19 protein-coding genes and 1 pseudogene are annotated in these 18,432 nt (G+C 64.6%); 10 read left to right on the forward strand and 10 right to left on the reverse strand.

The genetic code is table 11. The features are described from left to right. Positions 1–34: 34 nt before the first annotated feature. Genes FYJ92_RS05405 through FYJ92_RS05420 form a run of 4 tightly spaced genes read left to right on the forward strand, consistent with a single transcriptional unit; the run spans position 35 to position 4,260 of the window. Entirely contained in the window at positions 35–994 is a 960-nt protein-coding gene (locus FYJ92_RS05405) for an aldose 1-epimerase family protein (RefSeq protein WP_185262934.1), read from the forward strand. A gap of 40 nt (positions 995–1,034) precedes the next feature. Continuing rightward, positions 1,035–2,348, forward strand: coding sequence for an AI-2E family transporter (locus tag FYJ92_RS05410; RefSeq protein ID WP_185262935.1), 1,314 nt, complete (start codon positions 1,035–1,037; stop codon positions 2,346–2,348). Between the two features lie 47 nt (positions 2,349–2,395). Further along, positions 2,396–3,634 (forward strand): threonine ammonia-lyase, encoded by a 1,239-nt coding sequence (gene ilvA / locus FYJ92_RS05415; protein WP_056343503.1) that lies wholly within the window; start codon positions 2,396–2,398, stop codon positions 3,632–3,634. Between the two features lie 8 nt (positions 3,635–3,642). Further along, positions 3,643–4,260, forward strand: coding sequence for a rhomboid family intramembrane serine protease (locus tag FYJ92_RS05420; RefSeq protein WP_185262936.1), 618 nt, complete (start codon positions 3,643–3,645; stop codon positions 4,258–4,260). Positions 4,261–4,316: 56 nt separating this feature from the next. On the opposite strand, the gene greA is transcribed toward FYJ92_RS05420, so the two are convergent. Both greA and FYJ92_RS05430 read right to left on the reverse strand, forming a co-directional pair. After that, on the reverse strand, positions 4,317–4,811 hold the full coding sequence (gene greA / locus FYJ92_RS05425; protein ID WP_185262937.1) for a transcription elongation factor GreA: 495 nt from the start codon (positions 4,809–4,811) through the stop codon (positions 4,317–4,319). A gap of 151 nt (positions 4,812–4,962) precedes the next feature. Then, on the reverse strand, positions 4,963–5,421 hold the full coding sequence (locus FYJ92_RS05430; RefSeq protein ID WP_185262938.1) for a DUF4307 domain-containing protein: 459 nt from the start codon (positions 5,419–5,421) through the stop codon (positions 4,963–4,965). Between the two features lie 151 nt (positions 5,422–5,572). On the opposite strand from FYJ92_RS05430, the gene mca reads away from it, so the two are divergent. Further along, entirely contained in the window at positions 5,573–6,478 is a 906-nt protein-coding gene (gene mca / locus FYJ92_RS05435; RefSeq protein ID WP_185262939.1) for a mycothiol conjugate amidase Mca, read from the forward strand. A 115-nt stretch (positions 6,479–6,593) separates the two neighbouring features. Next, positions 6,594–6,953 carry a hypothetical protein gene (locus FYJ92_RS05440; protein ID WP_185262940.1) on the forward strand — a complete coding sequence of 120 codons (360 nt, stop codon included), beginning with the start codon at positions 6,594–6,596 and terminating at the stop codon, positions 6,951–6,953. Positions 6,954–7,010: 57 nt separating this feature from the next. Here FYJ92_RS05440 and FYJ92_RS05445 read toward each other — a convergent pair whose 3' ends face one another. Further along, complete coding sequence (locus FYJ92_RS05445) at positions 7,011–7,733, reverse strand: hemolysin III family protein (RefSeq protein WP_370526155.1); 723 nt, start codon at positions 7,731–7,733, stop codon at positions 7,011–7,013. Between the two features lie 153 nt (positions 7,734–7,886). On the opposite strand from FYJ92_RS05445, the gene FYJ92_RS05450 reads away from it, so the two are divergent. Next, a complete protein-coding gene (locus FYJ92_RS05450) occupies positions 7,887–8,648 on the forward strand; it encodes an isoprenyl transferase (RefSeq protein ID WP_185263686.1) in 762 nt (253 codons plus the stop codon). 243 nt (positions 8,649–8,891) lie between these two features. Continuing rightward, positions 8,892–10,322 (forward strand): PhoH family protein, encoded by a 1,431-nt coding sequence (locus FYJ92_RS05455; protein ID WP_185262941.1) that lies wholly within the window; start codon positions 8,892–8,894, stop codon positions 10,320–10,322. A 70-nt stretch (positions 10,323–10,392) separates the two neighbouring features. Here FYJ92_RS05455 and FYJ92_RS05460 read toward each other — a convergent pair whose 3' ends face one another. Both FYJ92_RS05460 and FYJ92_RS05465 read right to left on the reverse strand, forming a co-directional pair. Further along, entirely contained in the window at positions 10,393–11,040 is a 648-nt protein-coding gene (locus FYJ92_RS05460) for a GNAT family N-acetyltransferase (RefSeq protein WP_185262942.1), read from the reverse strand. Between the two features lie 71 nt (positions 11,041–11,111). Next, positions 11,112–11,906 carry a hypothetical protein gene (locus tag FYJ92_RS05465; RefSeq protein ID WP_185262943.1) on the reverse strand — a complete coding sequence of 265 codons (795 nt, stop codon included), beginning with the start codon at positions 11,904–11,906 and terminating at the stop codon, positions 11,112–11,114. A 59-nt stretch (positions 11,907–11,965) separates the two neighbouring features. On the opposite strand from FYJ92_RS05465, the gene FYJ92_RS05470 reads away from it, so the two are divergent. Next, positions 11,966–12,523 carry a prepilin peptidase gene (locus FYJ92_RS05470; RefSeq protein WP_185262944.1) on the forward strand — a complete coding sequence of 186 codons (558 nt, stop codon included), beginning with the start codon at positions 11,966–11,968 and terminating at the stop codon, positions 12,521–12,523. Between the two features lie 206 nt (positions 12,524–12,729). On the opposite strand, the pseudogene FYJ92_RS05475 reads toward FYJ92_RS05470, so the two are convergent. From FYJ92_RS05475 to FYJ92_RS05490, 4 genes and pseudogenes are all read right to left on the reverse strand, one after another. Then, positions 12,730–13,050: pseudogene (locus FYJ92_RS05475) on the reverse strand (MFS transporter); the annotation flags it as partial. Between the two features lie 289 nt (positions 13,051–13,339). After that, the gene (locus FYJ92_RS05480) at positions 13,340–14,761 is read right to left on the reverse strand and encodes a class II fumarate hydratase (RefSeq protein ID WP_111906278.1); all 1,422 of its coding nucleotides are present in this window, start codon (positions 14,759–14,761) and stop codon (positions 13,340–13,342) included. A gap of 76 nt (positions 14,762–14,837) precedes the next feature. After that, positions 14,838–15,452, reverse strand: a complete 615-nt coding sequence (locus FYJ92_RS05485; protein WP_185262945.1) for a carbonic anhydrase — start codon at positions 15,450–15,452, stop codon at positions 14,838–14,840. Positions 15,453–15,461: 9 nt separating this feature from the next. Next, positions 15,462–16,142 (reverse strand): DUF4245 domain-containing protein, encoded by a 681-nt coding sequence (locus FYJ92_RS05490; protein ID WP_185263687.1) that lies wholly within the window; start codon positions 16,140–16,142, stop codon positions 15,462–15,464. A gap of 219 nt (positions 16,143–16,361) precedes the next feature. Here FYJ92_RS05490 and glpX point away from each other — a divergent pair, with 219 nt between their 5' ends. Next, positions 16,362–17,384 carry a class II fructose-bisphosphatase gene (gene glpX, locus FYJ92_RS05495; RefSeq protein ID WP_185262946.1) on the forward strand — a complete coding sequence of 341 codons (1,023 nt, stop codon included), beginning with the start codon at positions 16,362–16,364 and terminating at the stop codon, positions 17,382–17,384. A 71-nt stretch (positions 17,385–17,455) separates the two neighbouring features. Here the strand turns inward: glpX and FYJ92_RS05500 are convergent, their stop codons facing one another. Next, positions 17,456–18,430, reverse strand: a complete 975-nt coding sequence (locus FYJ92_RS05500; RefSeq protein ID WP_185262947.1) for a peptidoglycan bridge formation glycyltransferase FemA/FemB family protein — start codon at positions 18,428–18,430, stop codon at positions 17,456–17,458. Between the last annotated feature and the right edge of the window lie 2 nt (positions 18,431–18,432).

Raw genomic sequence — 18,432 nt, forward strand, 5'->3', positions numbered from 1 at the left:
CAGGCCGGCCGTGCCCCCTGTTACGGTGGTGCTCATGACTTCGAGTGCAACCCCGGACGCGGGCATTCCCGCCGGATTCCAGACCTACGCCACCGGTCGGCAGTACGAACTCCGGAGGGGTGACGCGTTGGCCGTAGTGACTGAGCTGGCGGCCGGCCTGCGGCTGTACAGCCGCGCAGGTGTCCTGCTCACCGAGACGTATGGGGACGCAGAGATTTCTCCCGGTGCCGCCGGGATCACTCTTGCGCCCTGGGCAAACAGGGTGGAGGACGGGGTCTGGTACCTCGACGGAAAGAAGCAGCAGCTGGACATCACGGAGGTTTCGCGGAACAACGCCAGCCATGGACTGCTCCGCAACTCCGCCTACAGTCTGGTTGATGAATCGCAATATTCAGTGACCCTCGAGGCGACGGTCTTCCCGCAGCATGGCTACCCGTTCCTGGTGCGGCACCGGGTCCAGTACTTCCTGACTGAGGATCTTGGTCTGGAAGTCCGCCAGACGCTGGTCAACGATTCCAACGCCCCGGCGCCGTTCGTCCTGGGCGCGCACCCATACCTGCGGCTGGGCGATGCGGACGTGGACCACCTGACCCTGACCGTTGCCGCCGATACCCGCCTGGTGGCGGACGAACGCTTGATCCCGCGCAGCTCCGAACCCGTTAGCGGGGACAGTGACTTCCGCAACGGTCAACGGCTGGGGGGCCTCGAGGTCGACGTCGCCTTGACGGACATAACGTTCGACGGCGGGGCGGCCCGCCATGTGCTCAGCGCACCTGACGGCCGCAGCGTGACCTTGTGGCAGGACGAATCCTGCGGCTACGTCCACGTTTTCGTGACAACTGAACTGCCCGGCAGGCCCAAGGCGGTGGCCATCGAACCTATGACCGGTCCGGCCAATGCCTTCAACTCCGGTGACGGGCTGCGCTGGCTCCCGGCCGGAGAAACGTTCACGATGGCCTGGGGGATCGAGGCTGCCCTGGGCGGGGCCGGGTAGCCGTTTCGCATAAGGGCCGGTGCTGAGGAAGTATTAGGCTATGACGCCAGACAAGGACGCCGCCCCATCCGATTCAACGCCCACAGGCACGCTGCCTAACCCGGCCCGGCCGGTGGAAACTGCCCTCCCGGGCAGCGTGCGGGCGGACCGGGATCTGGAGCAGGACATTCCGTACGGCATCCGGATCGCAGCGTCGTGGGCATGGCGGCTCGTCCTCATCCTGCTGATGGCCGGCGCCCTGATCTGGCTGCTCAGCCGGATCAGCTTCCTGATTATCCCCGTTATGGTGGCCGCACTGCTGGCCGGACTGCTGAGCCCCGTGGTGCGCTGGCTACGGAGCAGGCGGCTGCCAAACGGCGCCGCGGTGGCCATCACGGTGGTGGGGTTCATTGGCGTGATCGTTGGTGCCCTTTCCCTGGTGGGACGCCAGTTGGCTTCGGGTTTTGGCGAATTGTGGTCCCAGTCGCTGGCGGGCGTGACTCAGATCCAGGACTGGCTGGCCGCCGGACCCCTGCACCTCACCGCTGACCAGATCGACCAGTACCTCAAGGAAGCAACCACCGCACTCCAGGACAACAGCAGCAGCATCCTCAGCGGTGCGTTGTCCTTTGGCAGCACCGCCGGCCACTTCGCCGCGGGAATGGTGCTGGCCCTGTTCATCCTGATCTTCTTCCTGCTCGAAGGCGACAGGATCTGGGCGTTCCTGGTCCGCCTCCTCCCGAAGAAGGCGCGTGCAGCAACCTTCGGTGCCGGGCGCAAGGGCTGGGCCTCCATGGTCAGCTACGCACGGATCCAGATGTTTGTTGCGTTTGTTGACGCTGTAGGCATCGGCGCCGGCGCGGCCATCATCGGGGTGCCGCTGGCCCTGCCGTTGAGTGTGCTCGTGTTCATCGGCTCCTTTATCCCGGTGGTCGGCGCTCTGGTGACCGGGGCCATCGCCGTCCTCCTGGCCCTGGTGGCCAACGGTCCGGTCAATGCCCTGATCATGCTGGCTATCGTGCTGCTGGTCCAGCAGCTGGAGAGCCACATCCTGCAACCACTCGTGATGGGCAAGGCCGTGTCCCTGCATCCGGTGGCGGTGATCCTCTCCGTGGCGGCGGGTTCGTACCTTGCGGGTATCCCCGGCGCGCTGTTCTCGGTGCCCATCCTCGCCGTAGCAAACTCCGCGATTCGCTACATCGCCGCCAGAACGTGGGAACATGAACAGGTGCTGGCAATCCCCGGTGGGACAGTGACGCCAGGCCTGGACCATGATGACTCCATCAGGGATGTCCGGTTGCCGGGCGGCAGGCCCAAGCGCGGCAAGGACGCCGCAGCCAGCACAGAAGCAGCCAATCCGGACGCCGAGGCCTGAGATGACCCAAGGCGCCGGAGCCGTATCCACCCAAGGAGAATAAGTCCGTGAACACCCTTGAAACCCTTCCCGTCACGCTGGACGATGTCCTGGAGGCGCAGAAGCTGCTCGAGGGGATCATTATGCGGACCCCGGTGGAATCGTCACGGGCCCTGGGCGGGATGGTGGGCGGCGACGTCTTCTTCAAGTGCGAAAACCTGCAGCGGGCGGGATCATTCAAGGTCCGCGGTGCGTATGTCCGCATGGCCAAGCTCTCGGCCGAGGAGAAAAAGCGGGGGGTGGTGGCCGCATCAGCCGGAAACCACGCCCAGGGCGTGGCCGTAGCAGCCAAAAGCCTGGGCATCAAAGCCCGCATCTACATGCCTCTGGGCGTAGCCCTTCCGAAACTGGCGGCCACCCGCAGCCACGGCGCAGAAGTAATCCTCCACGGCCACAACGTGGATGAGGCCCTCGCCGAGGCGCAGCGCTACGCCGACGAATCCGGCATGGTGTTTGTGCACCCCTTTGACAACGTGGATGTGGTGTCCGGCCAGGGAACCATAGGCCTGGAGATTCTCGAGCAGATCCCCAACGTGGATACCATCCTGATGGGGGTGGGCGGCGGCGGGCTGCTGGCCGGAGTCGCTGTAGCCGTCAAGGCCCGGGCCAGGGAACTTGGGCGGGAAATCCGCATCATCGGTGTCCAGGCCGAAAACGCTGCGGCTTATCCGCCGTCACTCGCCGCCGACGCACTGGTTCCGCTGAAGAAAGTGTCCACCATGGCTGACGGTATCGCCGTGGGTCGGCCCGGACAGCTGCCCTTCAGTATCATCCGTGAGCTCGTGGATGATGTTGTCACGGTCAGCGAGGATTCCCTGGCGCGCGCCCTGATCTTCCTGCTGGAACGTGCCAAGATGGTGGTGGAACCCGCCGGGGCGGTGGGAGTTGCCGCCTTGATGGATGGCAAAATCGAAAACCCCGGGACTACCGCCGTGATCCTGTCCGGGGGCAACATCGATCCGATGCTGATGCTTAAAGTCATCCAGCGGGGCCTGTCCGCCGCCGGGCGCTACATGACAGTTCGGATGATGCTGGATGACCGGCCGGGCTCGCTGGCCACCATCGCCCGCATCATCGCCGAAAACGATGCGAACGTCACGGGCCTGGACCACACCCGCGTTGGCGGCTCCATCAGCATGGGCGACGTTTCCATCACCGTGAACCTCGAAACCAAGGGCCACGAACATTGTGAGCAGGTCCTCGGCGCCCTCCGTGCCGAGGGCTTCCAGCCCATTGTGGTGCATTAGGAGCAGCCATGCTTGACGCGATGGGGGACGGAAAGCCGCGGAGCCGGGAAACCACAGCCTCGCGGGCTAAAGTGGGGCTGTTGGTGGCCGGCGGCTTTGTGGCCCTGCTCTTTGTCATCGAACTGTTCAACATGCTGACCCTGCACGCCCTGAACCGGACCTTCGGGCTCCGGCCGCGGTCCGCTGACGGGTTGCTGGACATCCTGACGTTCCCGCTGCTGCACGCCAATCTGAACCATCTGCTCTCCAATGCCCTGCCCCTGATCGTCTTCGGCTTCCTGGTGTTCCTGTCAGGCGTGCGGGTGTTCCTGACGGCCCTGGGATTCAGCTGGCTGGGCTCCGGGCTGACGGTGTGGCTGATTGGCGACGGCGGCATCACAGTTGGCGCCTCCGGCCTGGTTTTCGGGTTGTTCGCCTTCCTCCTGGTGCGGGGTTTCTTCAACCACAGCTGGCGGCAGATCCTGCTCGCCGTGGTGCTGTTTATGGTCTACGGCGGCATCCTGCTCGGTGTGTTGCCGATCATGGGCAGCTACATCTCCTGGCAGGCGCACCTCGGCGGGGCGGCAGGCGGAGTTGTCGCTGCCCTGTTGCTGCGCCCCAAGCACGCAAAAACGCCGGCCTCCTGACGGGGACCGACGTTTGGCCAGGCCGGTAAGGCCTGAAGCGCGTTCAGTGTGACGCGTTAGCCTGCATACGGCTTGGCGGAGATGATTTCGACCGTGATGTCCTTGCCGTTCGGCGCAGTGTAGCTGAGCTTCGCACCCTCTTTGTGGCCGACGATTGCGGCGCCGAGGGGTGACTTCTCGCTGAACACGTCCAGGTCGGAATCGCCGGCGATTTCGCGGGACCCCAGCAGGAATGTCTCTTCGTCGCCGGCGATCAGGGCAACAACGAGCATGCCGGGCTCGACGATGCCGTCGTCAGCGGGGGACTCTCCTACGTGGGCATCTCGCAGGAGCGCGGTCAGCTGGCGGATCCGGGCTTCGATCTTGCCCTGCTCTTCTTTGGCCGCATGGTAGCCGCCGTTTTCCTTCAGGTCGCCCTCTTGCCGGGCCGCTTCAATCTTCTGGACAATCTCCGCACGGCCAGGGCCGGAAAGGTGGTCCAGCTCTGCCTTCAGGCGGTCAAAAGCTTCCTGGGTGAGCCAGGCTGCAGGCGCGCTGTTGGTGGTAGACACGGACTTCTCCTAATGGTCATACATGCAAAAGACCCCGCAACGGTGGCCACTTGTGGAACTCAGCAACCAGCTCAGCGGGGTAAAGGTATTGACCCATTGTAGTCAATACTCTGGACATACCCAACCGGGATAGGGCACAGATCACATGGTGCTACGTCCCGGCGCGCGGAATCCAGCAGTCGTCCACTACGCCGGAAACGGACAAGGACTCCGTCCGAAGGGCCACGCGCTGCGAAACTGTCCTGCCGCCGTCGGCCGTTCCGTTAGTTTCCCCCGGCGGGATGTCCACGACTTTCCAACCGACCACGGCGAACTTGGAGTCGAGGGCCTTCACAGCGCACTTGACGGCCGTTCCCGGGTCCCTGGTGACCTGGAAATCAACCTCTGCCGCAGTGGCATCAATGGTGCTGAATCCGACGTCCTTGAACGTCACGTCCGAGACAGCGTTCGACGTGGAGACCCAGGCCATAAACCCAACTCCGGCCGCCAGCGCCGCTACGGCGATGCCACGCTTGAACGCCGGCGGGAGGGACGGCTTTTTACTGCCATAACGATTGGCTAGGCTAGTGTCTGCAGGCGGGGACACTGCGGGCTGATCGTGGGTAGTCACCAGTCCAGTTTAGTTCGGTTCCGGTCCATGGCTGTCCGTGGCGGATCCGCACACCTCTCCCGCGCAGCTATTCCGTCTGTCCCGTTATATGCAGTCCCGTCAGTCCAGTGGCCGTCACAGCAGCCGCAGAAGAATAAGGAGCCGTCCTTCGATGACAGCGTCCACGCATACCCCGGCACCGCTGAGGCTGCTAGCCGTTCATGCGCACCCGGACGACGAGTCCAGCAAGGGCGCGGCCACCATGGCGATGTACGCCGCCGCCGGAGTGGAAGTCATGGTGGCCACCTGCACAGACGGATCCCGCGGCGATATTCAAAACCCTGCCGTGGAAGGTGAGCCGCATCCCAAGCGGGACATGGCAGGGGCGCGCCGGCTGGAGATGAACCGGGCGGCCAAGGTACTTGGCATCGAACAGCGCTGGCTCGGATTCACGGATTCCGGGCTGCCTGAGGGCGACCCCTTGCCGCCGCTGCCCGCAGGGTCCTTTGCAGTCCAGCCGCTGGCGCGAGCCGCGGCGCCGCTGGTGCGGCTGGTCCGGGACTTCAAGCCGCAGGTGATCGTCAGCTATGACGAAAACGGAGGATACCCGCACCCGGACCACATCATGGCGCACCGGGTGGCAGTGGAGGCGTTTGCGGCTGCGGGTGACCCGGACAGGTATCCGGACGCCGGTGCCGCCTGGGAACCAAGCAAGCTCTACTACGACAGGGCCTTCAGTCCGGACAGGTTCCGCGCATTGCATTTTGCCCTGGAGGAAGCGGGTCTGCAGTCCCCGTACGCCCAGCGGCTTGCCGCCTGGCTGGAAACGGACGCGGAGGGCCACACGCCGCCGCGGGGCGCCCATGCCACCACCACGCAGATCGACTGCGGGGACTTTTTTGAGGCCCGCGACGACGCCCTCCGCGCGCACCGCACGCAGGTGGACCCGCTGGGGTTCTTCTTTGCTGTCTCGGCCGAAATGCAGCGCCGCGTGTGGCCATGGGAAGGCTACTCCCTGATCGAGTCCAGGGTCCCCGCAGTATTGCCCGAAAAGGACCTTTTCGCCGGGCTAAGATAGAGACGGCAGCATATTCTATGCCGTGTAGAAAAGCAGCGGGCTGGTCCGGGTCCCGCGGACCAGCCTCCGGAATCACCGGCTGGCTGCCCATCAGTTTCCACAGAAGGTTTGAACCGTGCATCACATGCTCCTCGCCCTGACCACCACGCCCTCACCACTGCCGACGCCCGGCCTGCGTGAGGGCATCTCCGAGGACCAGATCACCCCGGGCCTGTGGGGCTTCATCATGACGGCGTTCTTTGTGCTGGCCACCACGCTGCTGATTGTGGACATGGTCCGCCGCATCCGCCGCGTCCGCTACCGCGCGCAGGTGGAAGAAGAGCGCCAGGCAGCGGCTGCGGCCGCGGACATCGAAGCCGCCGACGACCACGACGGACTCCGTGCTGCCGGGGAGCCGGATGCTGAAGGCGTCGAGGATGGCCTCGAAGGCAATGGGCAGGGCCAGCCGGCCGATCGGTCCCAGCCCCGCGACTAAGGCGGGCCGACTTCTCGCGCACCCACCGGTTTCCGCCAGTTCACGGTTCCCGCGAGGTCAACTGAGGACTGCGATGGCGATCGCCGTAAAGTGTGTTGCGAATGCCAGGACTGTCAGTGCGTGGAAGAGTTCGTGGAAGCCGAAGTGCTCGTAGCTGAAGTTGGGCTTCTTGAGCGCGTAGAACACTGCGCCGGTGATGTACAGGATTCCGCCCACACAGATCAGAATGGCCGCCGGGACGCTGGCCGCGAAGAATTCGGGCAGGTAGAACAGCGACCCGCAGCCAAGTGCAATGTAGATTGGCACGTACAGCCAGCGCGGGGCGTCCGTCCACAGCAGCCTGAACAGCACGCCGAGGATGGCCCCGGACCAGATGACCCACAGCAGCAGGACCGCCTTGGGTTGCTCCAGGAGCGACCAGGCCAAGGGCGTGTAGCTGCCGGCGATGACCAGCATGATGTTGGTGTGGTCCAAGCGCTTGAGCACAATCTTCACGCCGGGGGACCAGTTGCCGCGGTGGTAGATGGCACTGATGCCAAATAGCAGGACGCCGGTAGCGGCGTAGATTGCCGAGGTGATCTTGCGGTCTGTAGTCGGGGCAAGGACCACCAGGACGATCCCCGCGGCCAGAGCCAGCGGCGCCGTGACGCTGTGGATCCAACCGCGCCACTTGGGCTTGATCATCAGGAGTTCGGCCAGCCGGACAGCGGCGTCGTCCAGGGCGCTGTTGCCGTGGTCCGCGGAGGGCGCGCGGGAAGCGTCAGGAGTCTGGCTGTTCATGGGTTCAGAATATCCTCTCTTTGCGTAAGTTACTCATGGGTAACGATCATGACGGGTCATCCGGCACGTCCCGGCGCACCCGCTCCGGTCCCGGACGGTAGCCTAGGATGTGCAATGCCGTCGAACAGCAACGGAAGTCAGGTGAGTCTCCTCGTGGAATTTCGCGGGTTCCTTTATGGCTTCTACGAAAGGCGGCTGCTCAGCGAGCTTGCCGGCGGACGCATTCCCAAGCACATCGGCGTGATGGTGGACGGCAACCGCCGCTGGGCCAAGCAGTTCAATGCACCCACCAGCCAGGGCCACCAGGCCGGCGCGGACAAGATCCATGAGTTCCTGGGCTGGTGCCAGGAACTCGGGGTCAAGGTGGTCACGCTGTACATGCTGTCCACGGACAACATGAGCCGGTCCAGCGAGGAGCTGGATCTTCTGATGGGCATCATCGCCAACACCCTGGACCGTCTGGACGAGGACGCCAACATCTCGGTCCACGCCATGGGCGCCCCCGAGCTCCTGCCCGACTACCTGGCTGACCGGCTCAACAAGCTCACGGCCCGCACGCCGGTTCGCGAAAAGATCCATGTCAACGTTGCGGTGGGCTACGGCGGACGCCGCGAGATCGTCGACGCCGTGCGGGAGCTGCTTCACGACGCCGTAGCCAAGGGGTCTGACATTTCGGTGCTCGCTGACTCGCTGTCCGTCGACGATATTTCCCGCTTCCTTTATACGCGCGGCCAGCCGGATCCGGACCTGGTCATCAGAACGTCCGGGGAGCAGCGGCTGTCAGGGTTCCTGATGTGGCAAAGTGCGTACAGTGAGTTCTACTTCTGCGAGGCGTTGTGGCCCGCTTTCCGCAAAGTGGATTTCCTTCGCGCCCTCCGGGACTATGCAGGCCGGCAGCGGCGCTTCGGCACCTGATCTGTCAGCGCCGTTCACACGGAATTCACACGGCCGCAACAGGAATCGCCGACGGATGGCACCGGAAATTACTGGGCGGGGATTTACGTTGTATCCATCAGCAGGCAAAAACGCCGGCTGATCGGGGAGGCCAGTACATGGAGCGAAATTTCGCACCGGTTGTATGGGAGGCCGGACCCGGCCTCCAGGCCGAGCCGCCTCACCAATAACAATTCCGGGCGCGTGCCCGGGGCTGGAGTCGATGTGGCTATTTCTGAACAACTGCCCGAGGCCGTTTTTGACCAGGGACAGAAAGCTACCTCTCGCACCACGCGAGCCACCTCACAAACCGGTGCAGCAGACGAAAAATCTGCGGCCGGTTTTGCTGTCTCCGGAAGGGACGCCACCATTAGCACCTTCGTCATTGACACCTCCGTCCTGCTCTCGGATCCACGGGCGCTGCTCCGCTTCGCAGAGCACGAAGTCATTGTTCCAATCGTTGTGATCACGGAACTTGAGGGGAAACGGCACGACCCCGAGCTGGGCTACTTTGCCCGCACAGCGCTCCGGCTGCTCGATGACCTCCGGGTGAAACACGGTGGCCTGAGCAAGCCCATCCCCATCGGAAACGAGGGCGGCACGCTGTTGGTGGAGTTGAACCACATTTCCGCCGACGTGCTTCCGTTGGGTTTCCGCAGTGGCGACAACGACAGCCGGATCCTTGCCGTGGCCAAGAACCTGGCCAATGAAGGCCGGAACGTCACGGTGGTTTCGAAGGATCTCCCCATGCGGGTCAAGGCTTCCGCTATGGGACTTACGGCCGACGAATACCGCAACGAGCTCGTGAAGGATTCGGGCTGGACCGGCGTGGCCGAGGTGGAAGCCAGCGAGGAAGAAATCTCCACTCTGTACGGCCACGAGCCTGTCTTCATCCCCGCAGCCGCGGAAATGCCGGTCAACACCGGGCTGGTGATCCTCTCCAACCGGGGCTCAGCCCTGGGCCGGGTGGGCGCCGACAAGCAGGTGAGGCTGGTCAAGGGGGACCGGGACGTGTTCGGGCTCCACGGACGCTCCGCGGAGCAGCGGTTGGCCATCGACATGCTGATGGACCCCGCCGTCGGAATCGTTTCGATCGGCGGACGGGCCGGCACCGGCAAGTCCGCGCTGGCCCTGTGCGCCGGCCTGGAAGCGGTGCTGGAACGCCGCGAGCACCGCAAGGTGATCGTGTTCCGCCCCCTCTACGCCGTAGGTGGCCAGGAACTCGGCTACCTGCCCGGCTCCGAGTCGGAAAAGATGAACCCCTGGGCACAGGCGGTCTTTGACACACTCGGCGCCCTGGTCAGCCAGGAAGTCGTGGAAGAAGTCATGGACCGCGGCATGCTGGAGGTTATGCCGCTGACGCACATCCGCGGACGCTCCCTGCACGACGCGTTCGTGATCGTTGATGAGGCCCAGTCACTTGAGAAGAACGTCCTCCTCACCGTGATGAGCCGAATCGGCCAGAACTCCAAGATCGTCCTCACCCACGACGTCGCCCAGCGTGACAACCTGCGCGTCGGCCGGCACGACGGTATTGCCGCAGTTGTCGAAACCCTGAAAGGACACCCTCTCTTCGGCCACATCACCCTGACGCGCTCCGAACGCTCCCCGATCGCAGCCCTGGTAACAGAACTGCTGGAGGGCGCCGAAATCTAGCCATACGATCCGGTAGCGAGGGCCGTGGTTCCGCTCGTCGGGCCACGGCCCTTCTCCGTCGGAAGTGCCCTCAGCGAGCCCCGAGGAACTTGGCTGCTGCTTCGTGGCCCTTCACTTGCAGGGCCCAGTCGGGGCGTTTGAAGGTTACGGGAGTGAGGCGCATTTTTTGGACTTCCACGGCCTCGCTGCCCCAGGACTGCCTATGGACGCCGTTGAGTTCGTAGCCGAGGGAGCGGGACACGCCCAGGGAGGCGGCGTTCCAGGCTGCCGCTTCGGATTCGGCGACTTCGGCGCCGAGCCAGTCGAACGCGTAGAGCGCGACGGCGGCCCGCATCTCAGTGCCGAGGCCCTGGCCGTGGAGGGACTGCTTGAGCCATGAGCCGGTGCTGACGGTCTTGAGGGTTGCGAAGTCCTTGGCGCCGATGTCCTGGCAGCCGATGAATTCGTTCAGGTACCAGATGCCCAGGAGCAGGGTCCAGTCCTCCGGCGTGGCCTGGCCGCGGCAGCGCCAGTACCACTGCGCCATGTTGTGCCCCAGAGTTTCTGCCGGCAGTTCTGTCCACGGCGTGCTGAAGGGGTTCCGGCCGGGTTCGTGGACCCCGCTCGCTGCCGCTGCAACCGCGACAGGAATGTCGGCGTCGGCAATGGGTCGCAGCACTAGGCGGGGTGTGGTCAGCTCGAGGCCGAAGAGGGGCCAGATGGCAGTCAGCGCGGTCATCAGGGAAGCCTAGCCCAGGGCGGGCCACGGGGCTTGTCAACCGCCGGTGATGGCCGGAGGGGTAGCTGCGATCAGGTGCGGATGTCCCAGCTGATGTGGCGGCGGACGTCCGTGAGGTTCATGGACTCGGCCACAAAAAGGTCGTCCAACATGTATTCATCCACGGCGAGGATCCGGATCCAGTGCCCATGATTCGGGGCTGCCGCTTCCAGCGACCGGGTGGCAACGCAGACGCCCGTCTCCAGGTCGATCCGCACGCGGTTGCTGCCGGGCAGGCAGAGCGAGGCGGCAGGATACGCGGAACGATAGGACGCCGAAGGCGTCACAATTGCCTCCAGTGCCGGCCGGCCATCGTGATCCACGCGGCTAACGGCGTCGATCTCGACGGCGTTGGTCCCCGGGAACTCGATCGGGACAGGCGCGTTCCCGGCGAGTTCCACGGGATCGAGGGCGGCCGAGAAACGGCCGTTTCCGAAGCCAGGCTCGCCGTATGCTGCCTCCGGCCGGCGCCTGACCAGGCCGCCGTCGTCGTAAACAGGCGCCACTAAGTGGGGCGGCAACAGCCAGGACTTCCGGGTGGCGCTGACGTACAAGCCGTCCTTGGAATCGTTGATTCCGGTGGTGCTGTGGAGGACAAACCGGTCAGCGGTTTCCAGACGAAGTGCACCGGGTCGGCGGAGCCAGGCGCGGACCAGCGGTGCGGACGGGTCTGGGACGTCGGAAAACGGTTCATCCCAGTATTCAAAGCGCAGTGACTGCCACTTCCAGGGGGAGGACCGGCAAAGGTTCCGGAACATGGTGCTCAGGTCCGCAGCGTCAGCGCTGCCCTCCGGATCCGGCCGGCGCCTGGTGTCCCATGTCGACATATCCACAGTTTACGCGTGGGTTCTGCGGTGCGGCGCACCAATCCAGTAGCATCCGAGGGGTGATCCGACGACTCGATGGACTGTGGGACGCCACCCCGCTGGCGTTCTGGCTGGTACTGGCCGCTTGCGCCTACTTTTTTGTCATGGCAGTCCGCCTGACGGTTATTGACGTGCGCCACCACCTGCTGCCCAACCGGATTGTCTTCCCCTCGTACGGCGTGGCCGGGGTCCTGTTGCTCGCGGCTGCCTTGGTGCACGTGATTGCGGGTCCTGCCGCGATCCTGGGGTCACCTGACGGTGCTGCCGAGCTCCTGGGGATCCCGGCGCTGCGCATCCTGGCCGGCGGGGCGGTTTTGTGGGCGTTCTATTTTGTCCTGCGGATGGTCTACCCGCCCGGCATGGGCTTTGGCGACGTGAAACTGGCCGGCGTCCTGGGAATGTATCTTGGCTATCTTGGCTGGGGGCACGTCTTTGCGGGGACGTTTGCAGCTTTCCTGCTGGGGGGCCTCTGGTCTATGGCCCTGCTGGCGGCCCGCCGCGGCACGTTGAAATCTTCGATCCCGTTTGGCCCGTTTATGCTCGCCGGCGCCGCCGCGGCCATGCTGCTGCCTGCCTGACGCGGTCCGGGATGCCCATTTCGAGCCGTGACGGAGCAGCTCTACGGTGACATACAACAGGGGCGCCGCAACCCCCAAGATCGCGGCGCCCCTGACGGCTATTATTGCGGCTTGCGCCGCTACGGCTCACAGCCGTACGACGCCGGTCAGCGGCGTCGGGAGGCCAGCTACCAGAAGACCGGAGCGAGGGAGTCCGCGTATGCGTTGCCGCCCAGGCCCTGGATGGCGCGGAAGATCACAAAGCCCCAGAAATCTGTGGCCAGGGCGCAACCCACTGACGCAAGGGTAAACAGCTCAATGGCAATGAGGAACGGGTTCCGGCGGCCGAGGACGTCCCCGAACTTGCTGTAGATAGGCATCACGATGGTGGGCATGGCGGTCGAGACGATGGTCTGGTCGAGGCTGGAGAGCAGCACGCCGGCAATGAGCGCCGAGAAGATAATCCAGATGCGCTTCTGGGTCAGCAGCAGCGGTTCCTTCTTGATCACGCCGATCAGCTGACGGGTCTCCTCTTCGGAGGCTGCCATGTTTTCGGACAGTTTCAGCGAGAGTCCGATCAGGTCCTGGAAGAGGTCCGGGGAGATCTCTCCCGACGGGGAAGACGCACCGCCGGCGATGAAGCCGTCGATGACATCCTGGGGGATTTTCATCTTCCACGTGGCCGAGGATGGCGTCTTCCTTTGTGGGGAAGTAATTGAAGAACGTGCGGCGCGAGATCTCCGCCAGCTTGCGCGACGAACGACAGCGGCCGGCACCCTCCGTGGAAAGGTGCCGGCCGCCGTCGTTCGTTGGTGCTGAGTGCCTAGATACCGGGGGTCATGCCTTGTGCGGCGGGCGCGTCATGGACATAACGTCCAGCGCAGTGTCAAGCTGCTCTTCGGTGACCTCGCCGCGCTCCAGGAAGCCCATGGCGACGACGGTCTCACGGATGGTGAGACCCTCGGCCACGGCCTTCTTGGCGATCTTCGCCGCGTTCTCGTAGCCGATGTACTTGTTTAGCGGCGTCACGATCGAGGGGGACGCCTCGGCCAGGAAGCGGGCGCGCTCCACGTTGGCGGTGATGCCGTCGATCATCTTGTCCGCCATGACCCGGCTGGTGTTTGCCAGCAGCCTGATGGACTCGAGCAGGTTGGCGGCCATAACGGGGATCCCGACGTTGAGCTCGAAGGCGCCGTTGGTGCCGGACCATGCGATGGCGGTGTCGTTGCCGATGACCTGGGCGCAGACCATGATGGACGCCTCGCAGATGACCGGATTAACCTTGCCCGGCATGATCGAGGAGCCCGGCTGCAGGTCCGGGATGGCGATTTCGCCAAGGCCGGTGTTGGGGCCGGAGCCCATCCAGCGGAGGTCGTTGTTGATCTTCATGAAGGAAATCGCGATGTTGCGCAGCTGGCTGGAGCCTTCGATGAGGCCGTCGCGGTTGGCCTGCGCCTCGAAGTGGTCACGGGCTTCGGTCAGAGGCAGTCCGGTGTCCGTGGCGAGCAGTTCGATGACTCGCTCCGGGAAGCCGGCAGGGGTGTTGATGCCCGTGCCCACAGCGGTGCCCCCGAGCGGAACTTCGGCGACGCGGGGGAGGGCGGCGTTGATGCGTTCGATGCCGTAGCGGACCTGGGCTGCGTAGCCGCCGAACTCCTGGCCTAGCGTCACCGGGGTGGCGTCCATGAGGTGGGTGCGGCCGGACTTGACGACGTCCTTGAACTCCACGGCCTTGCGCTCCAAGGACTCGGCCAGGTAGCCGAGCGCCGGGATGAGGTCGTTGATCAGGGCCGAGGTGGCGGCAACGTGGACCGACGTTGGGAAGACGTCGTTGGAGGACTGCGAGGCGTTGACGTGGTCATTCGGGTGGACAACCTTGTCGCTGCCGGCGGCCTTGAGGGCACGGGTGGCCAGCTCGGCGATGACCTCGTTGGTGTTCATGTTCGAGGACGTGCCGGAGCCGGTCTGGAAAACGTCGATGGGGAAGTCGCCGTCGTACTTACCGGCAGCTACCTCATCCGCAGCCGCTGCGATCGCCTTGGCCAGCTCGCCGTCGAGCACCCCAAGTTCTGCGTTGGCCTGCGCGGCAGCCTTCTTGACCCGGGCGAGCGCCTCGATGTGCGCCCGTTCCAGGGTCTTGCCGGAGATGGGGAAGTTTTCAACTGCACGCTGCGTCTGTGCACGGTACAGGGCGTTCACGGGGACGCGGACTTCGCCCATCGTGTCGTGTTCAATGCGGAATTCTTCAGTGGAAGTCATGGGGCTAGCTTAGGGCGATCCGGGGCCCGGACTAAAACCGTGAACCGCATGCTACGGGCAACGATTCAGGCTGGGCCTAGACGTCGCCGATCCCGGAAACCGCGTTCGCGCGGCCCTCGGCGAGGCTGTAGGAGAGGCCGATCACCGCGGCGCGGCCGTTCTCGATTGCGGTGGAAATCACACGGGAGCTGTCCACCAGGCGCTGGGACGTCTGCTTGACGTGCTCCACCACCATGTCGTTGACCTCGTGCTCGCCGTTCCGCATGGACGTCAGTACCGAAGGCGTGATGCGCTCCACCAGGTCCCGTATAAAGCCCACCGGCATGTTGCCGGTGTCCACTGCGGACTTGGTGGCACTCACAGCGCCGCAGCTGTCATGCCCCAGCACCACGATCAGCGGTACCCCCAGCACGCTGATGCTGTACTCGAGGGAGCCCAATACGGCGTCGTCAATTACCTGGCCGGCGGTGCGCACCACAAAGGCGTCCCCCAGCCCCAGGTCGAAGATGATCTCGGCGGCGAGCCGGGAGTCCGAGCAGCCGAAGATCACGGCAAACGGGTTCTGGTTTTCCACCAGCGACGACCGGCGGGACGCGTCCTGGTTCGGGTGCGACGATTCGCCGGCGACAAAGCGTTCGTTGCCTTCGCGCATACGGCGCCAGGCAAGGGCAGGGGTCAGATAAGTAGCCACGGGCTTACTTTACGGGGCGGTACTGGCTGACGGCGAAACTGTGACAGCCGGATTGGCTTCCATGGACTGCACGACGGCGGCGGCGAGTTCAGCGAATTCGTCCAGCTGGGCGCTTCCAGTCAGGACGACAGTGGTTCCGCGGTAATTCAGCACCATGCTCTTTTCGCCTTTGCCGGTGTCATGCAGTTTCCAGTCCTGCCCGCCCGCTGCACGCGTTCCCGTAACGGGAGCGCTCCTGGTCTGCTGGACGAGCCAGGTGGGGTTGGGCTGGCGGGTCTGGACCAGGCCGATGAAGGACTCCTTCGGGGTCAGGTAGCCAACCTCCCAGGTGGGAACGCCGCTGCCGCTGCCGGACTCCCATCGTGCGTAGTTGGATGTGAACGACTTGCCGGTGTCCGGTGTTACGGGTGTGAATCCGGCCACATCCGTGGCGTTCCGGGCCACGGCGCTGACATCGATGTCCGGGCGGAATCCGTCGCTCTTGGGGAGGGGGTTCATCAGGATAACGGGCAGGAAGGCGGCGATGCTGACCACCAGGGCAACGACCATGCCGATCACGGAGGCATTGGCGCGCTTTGCAGCTGCGGCGGGGATCACTGGGCGGACGGGGGCTGTTTCGGCAGTGCCTGCGCCATCGCCGTTTGCTCCGGAGTCGGAGGGGTTCGGTCCGGGACTGGTCTTTTCCTGCATTTCGCTCACCTCTCTATAGTCGCCCATGTTCAGGCGCAACTCACAGTCGGGGGAGTGCGGGAGGCTGAAGGCCCATGTTGCACGACTGCGTCATGCCACGCCCTGAAGGCGCCGCCCAGACTATGATCAGTACCAGAGGAATCACCGCACCGGCTGAATCCGGCCGAGCGGGTCCAATGATCGCCACTCGAAGAAGAGGTTCACGTGTCACCAGCGCCTATGACCCAGCAGTACTCCACGATTTCCCCCTCCCTGGCCGTGGGCATCGACGAGCCAGACCGCAACCTCGCACTTGAGCTTGTCCGCGTCACCGAGGCCGCGGCCATCGCCGGTGGCCACTGGGTTGGTTTCGGCGACAAAAACAAGGCTGACGGCGCGGCAGTTGACGCTATGCGCTCCTTCCTTCACACGGTCCACTTCAACGGTGTTGTGGTCATCGGCGAAGGCGAAAAAGACGAAGCTCCCATGTTGTTCAACGGCGAACATGTTGGCGACGGCACCGGTCCTGAGTGCGACGTTGCCGTGGACCCGATCGACGGAACGCGGCTGACCGCGCTTGGCATCAACAACGCCCTGGCAGTCCTTGCCGTAGCGGAGCGCGGCTCCATGTTCGATCCGTCCGCCGTGTTCTACATGGAAAAACTGGTCACCGGCCCGGAAGCCGCCGACATGGTGGACCTCCGCCTCCCGGTCAAGCAGAACCTCCACCTCATCGCCAAGGCTAAGGGCGTGAAGGTCAACCAGCTCAACGTCATGATCCTTGACCGCGATCGCCACCGCCCCCTGGTCGAAGAGATCCGCGAAGCCGGTGCGCGCACCAAGTTCATCATGGACGGCGACGTAGCCGGCGCCATTGCCGCAGCCCGCTCCGGCACCGGCGTCGACGCCCTCATGGGCATCGGCGGCACCCCGGAAGGCATCGTTGCAGCCTGCGCCATCAAGTCGCTCGGCGGCGTTATCCAAGGCCGGCTGTGGCCCACCAGCGACGACGAGAAGCAGAAGGCGATCGACGCCGGCCACGACCTTGACCGAGTGCTGTCCACCAATGACCTCGTGTCCAGCGACAACTGCTACTTCGCGGCCACCGGCATCACCGACGGCGACCTCCTCAAGGGCGTTCGCTACTCCAAGGACAAGGTCCTCACCCAGTCCATCGTGATGCGCTCCAAGTCCGGCACCATCCGCTTTGTCGACGGCGAGCACCAGGCCAGCAAGTGGGAAGGCTACGCCCGCAAGAGCTAGCAGGCTCTTCACCCCGCGTCCTCCTGCGCGAACTGGCAGCTAATGACCCGCAAATTCCTGATTTGGCGCCATCAGCTGCCAGTTCGCGCGCCGGGTGAGGCGGGGTAACGGAGGGCACGCAGCTTATCGCGCAGCTTCCGGGCCAGTTGATACGCGTTATACCGGAGCTTTTGCACCGGGAGGTCCCAGGTGCCGGGGTACGCCACCTCGTGGCCGCCGAAGGACTTCTTGAACGCGGTGAATCCCGCCCATTTGTGGTCGGGCTGATCCGCGGGCGCAACGCCCCACAGGTCCACGTGTTTCAGGCCCCGGTCCTTGGCATCCGCCATCAGGGTCACCAGGAGCGGTATGCCGGCGCTGAGCTTGCGGTGGGTATCATCCAAGGCGGCATGGGCATACGTCCTGGTGTCCGCGGAATCGTAGGCGAAGGCTGCAGCAATCGGCTCGCCGGTCAGCTCGGCGATGAACAGCGTGGCTGCGCCGGCGGGCATCAGGGAGGCTGCCACCTGGGTCAGGTACTCGTCGCTCTGCGGCTTGAAACCGTTCCGCCGGGCCGTCATATGCAGGAACTCCAACAGGATACTGATGTCCTCCGGGTCCTTCGACGTCCGGAAGGTCACGCCCTTCTTGTGGATGTTCCGGTAGAGGTTCCGGTTCACGGGTTTCATCGCGGCCAGGACGTCCTTGAAGTCACCTTCGAGCTCCACGATCCAGCTGAGCTCAGGCTGCTGGTTCACCGGCGCCGGCTGAAGGCCGCGCCGGCTGAGCTCCGCGGCGGCCGGCAACTCAAGCCCCGCGGACACCGGCTCAATCCGGACAAACACCGCCCCACACGACCGTGCGGTGGCAACCAGGGCGGCCAGGGCGGCGTCGAACGTCTCCGCCGAGGATGCGACGGGCCCATAGGGGGCATAGAGGACCTTGCCGGCAGGGTTTTTCTCCTCCACGGCCAGGAAGCTCCAGCCCGGACCTGACTGCTGATGGACGGTGCGGCCCAGGGAAGCCTGGACTTCCGCCCAAGCGGGTGTCTGCAGGAAGAATTCCACGG

Source organism: Pseudarthrobacter sp. NBSH8, assembly GCF_014217545.1.
Lineage (GTDB): Bacteria > Actinomycetota > Actinomycetes > Actinomycetales > Micrococcaceae > Arthrobacter.

What these genes read in the sequence shown, in the direction of transcription:
- FYJ92_RS05405 (WP_185262934.1), top strand. Translation starts at nt 35, where the DNA reads ATGACTTCGAGTGCAACCCCGGACGCGGGCATTCCCGCCGGATTCCAG.
- FYJ92_RS05410 (WP_185262935.1), top strand. Translation starts at nt 1,035, where the DNA reads ATGACGCCAGACAAGGACGCCGCCCCATCCGATTCAACGCCCACAGGC.
- FYJ92_RS05420 (WP_185262936.1), top strand. Translation starts at nt 3,643, where the DNA reads ATGCTTGACGCGATGGGGGACGGAAAGCCGCGGAGCCGGGAAACCACA.
- mca (WP_185262939.1), top strand. Translation starts at nt 5,573, where the DNA reads ATGACAGCGTCCACGCATACCCCGGCACCGCTGAGGCTGCTAGCCGTT.
- FYJ92_RS05445 (WP_370526155.1), bottom strand. Translation starts at nt 7,733, where the DNA reads ATGAACAGCCAGACTCCTGACGCTTCCCGCGCGCCCTCCGCGGACCAC.
- FYJ92_RS05460 (WP_185262942.1), bottom strand. Translation starts at nt 11,040, where the DNA reads ATGACCGCGCTGACTGCCATCTGGCCCCTCTTCGGCCTCGAGCTGACC.
- FYJ92_RS05465 (WP_185262943.1), bottom strand. Translation starts at nt 11,906, where the DNA reads ATGTCGACATGGGACACCAGGCGCCGGCCGGATCCGGAGGGCAGCGCT.
- FYJ92_RS05480 (WP_111906278.1), bottom strand. Translation starts at nt 14,761, where the DNA reads ATGACTTCCACTGAAGAATTCCGCATTGAACACGACACGATGGGCGAA.
- FYJ92_RS05490 (WP_185263687.1), bottom strand. Translation starts at nt 16,142, where the DNA reads ATGCAGGAAAAGACCAGTCCCGGACCGAACCCCTCCGACTCCGGAGCA.
- glpX (WP_185262946.1), top strand. Translation starts at nt 16,362, where the DNA reads ATGACCCAGCAGTACTCCACGATTTCCCCCTCCCTGGCCGTGGGCATC.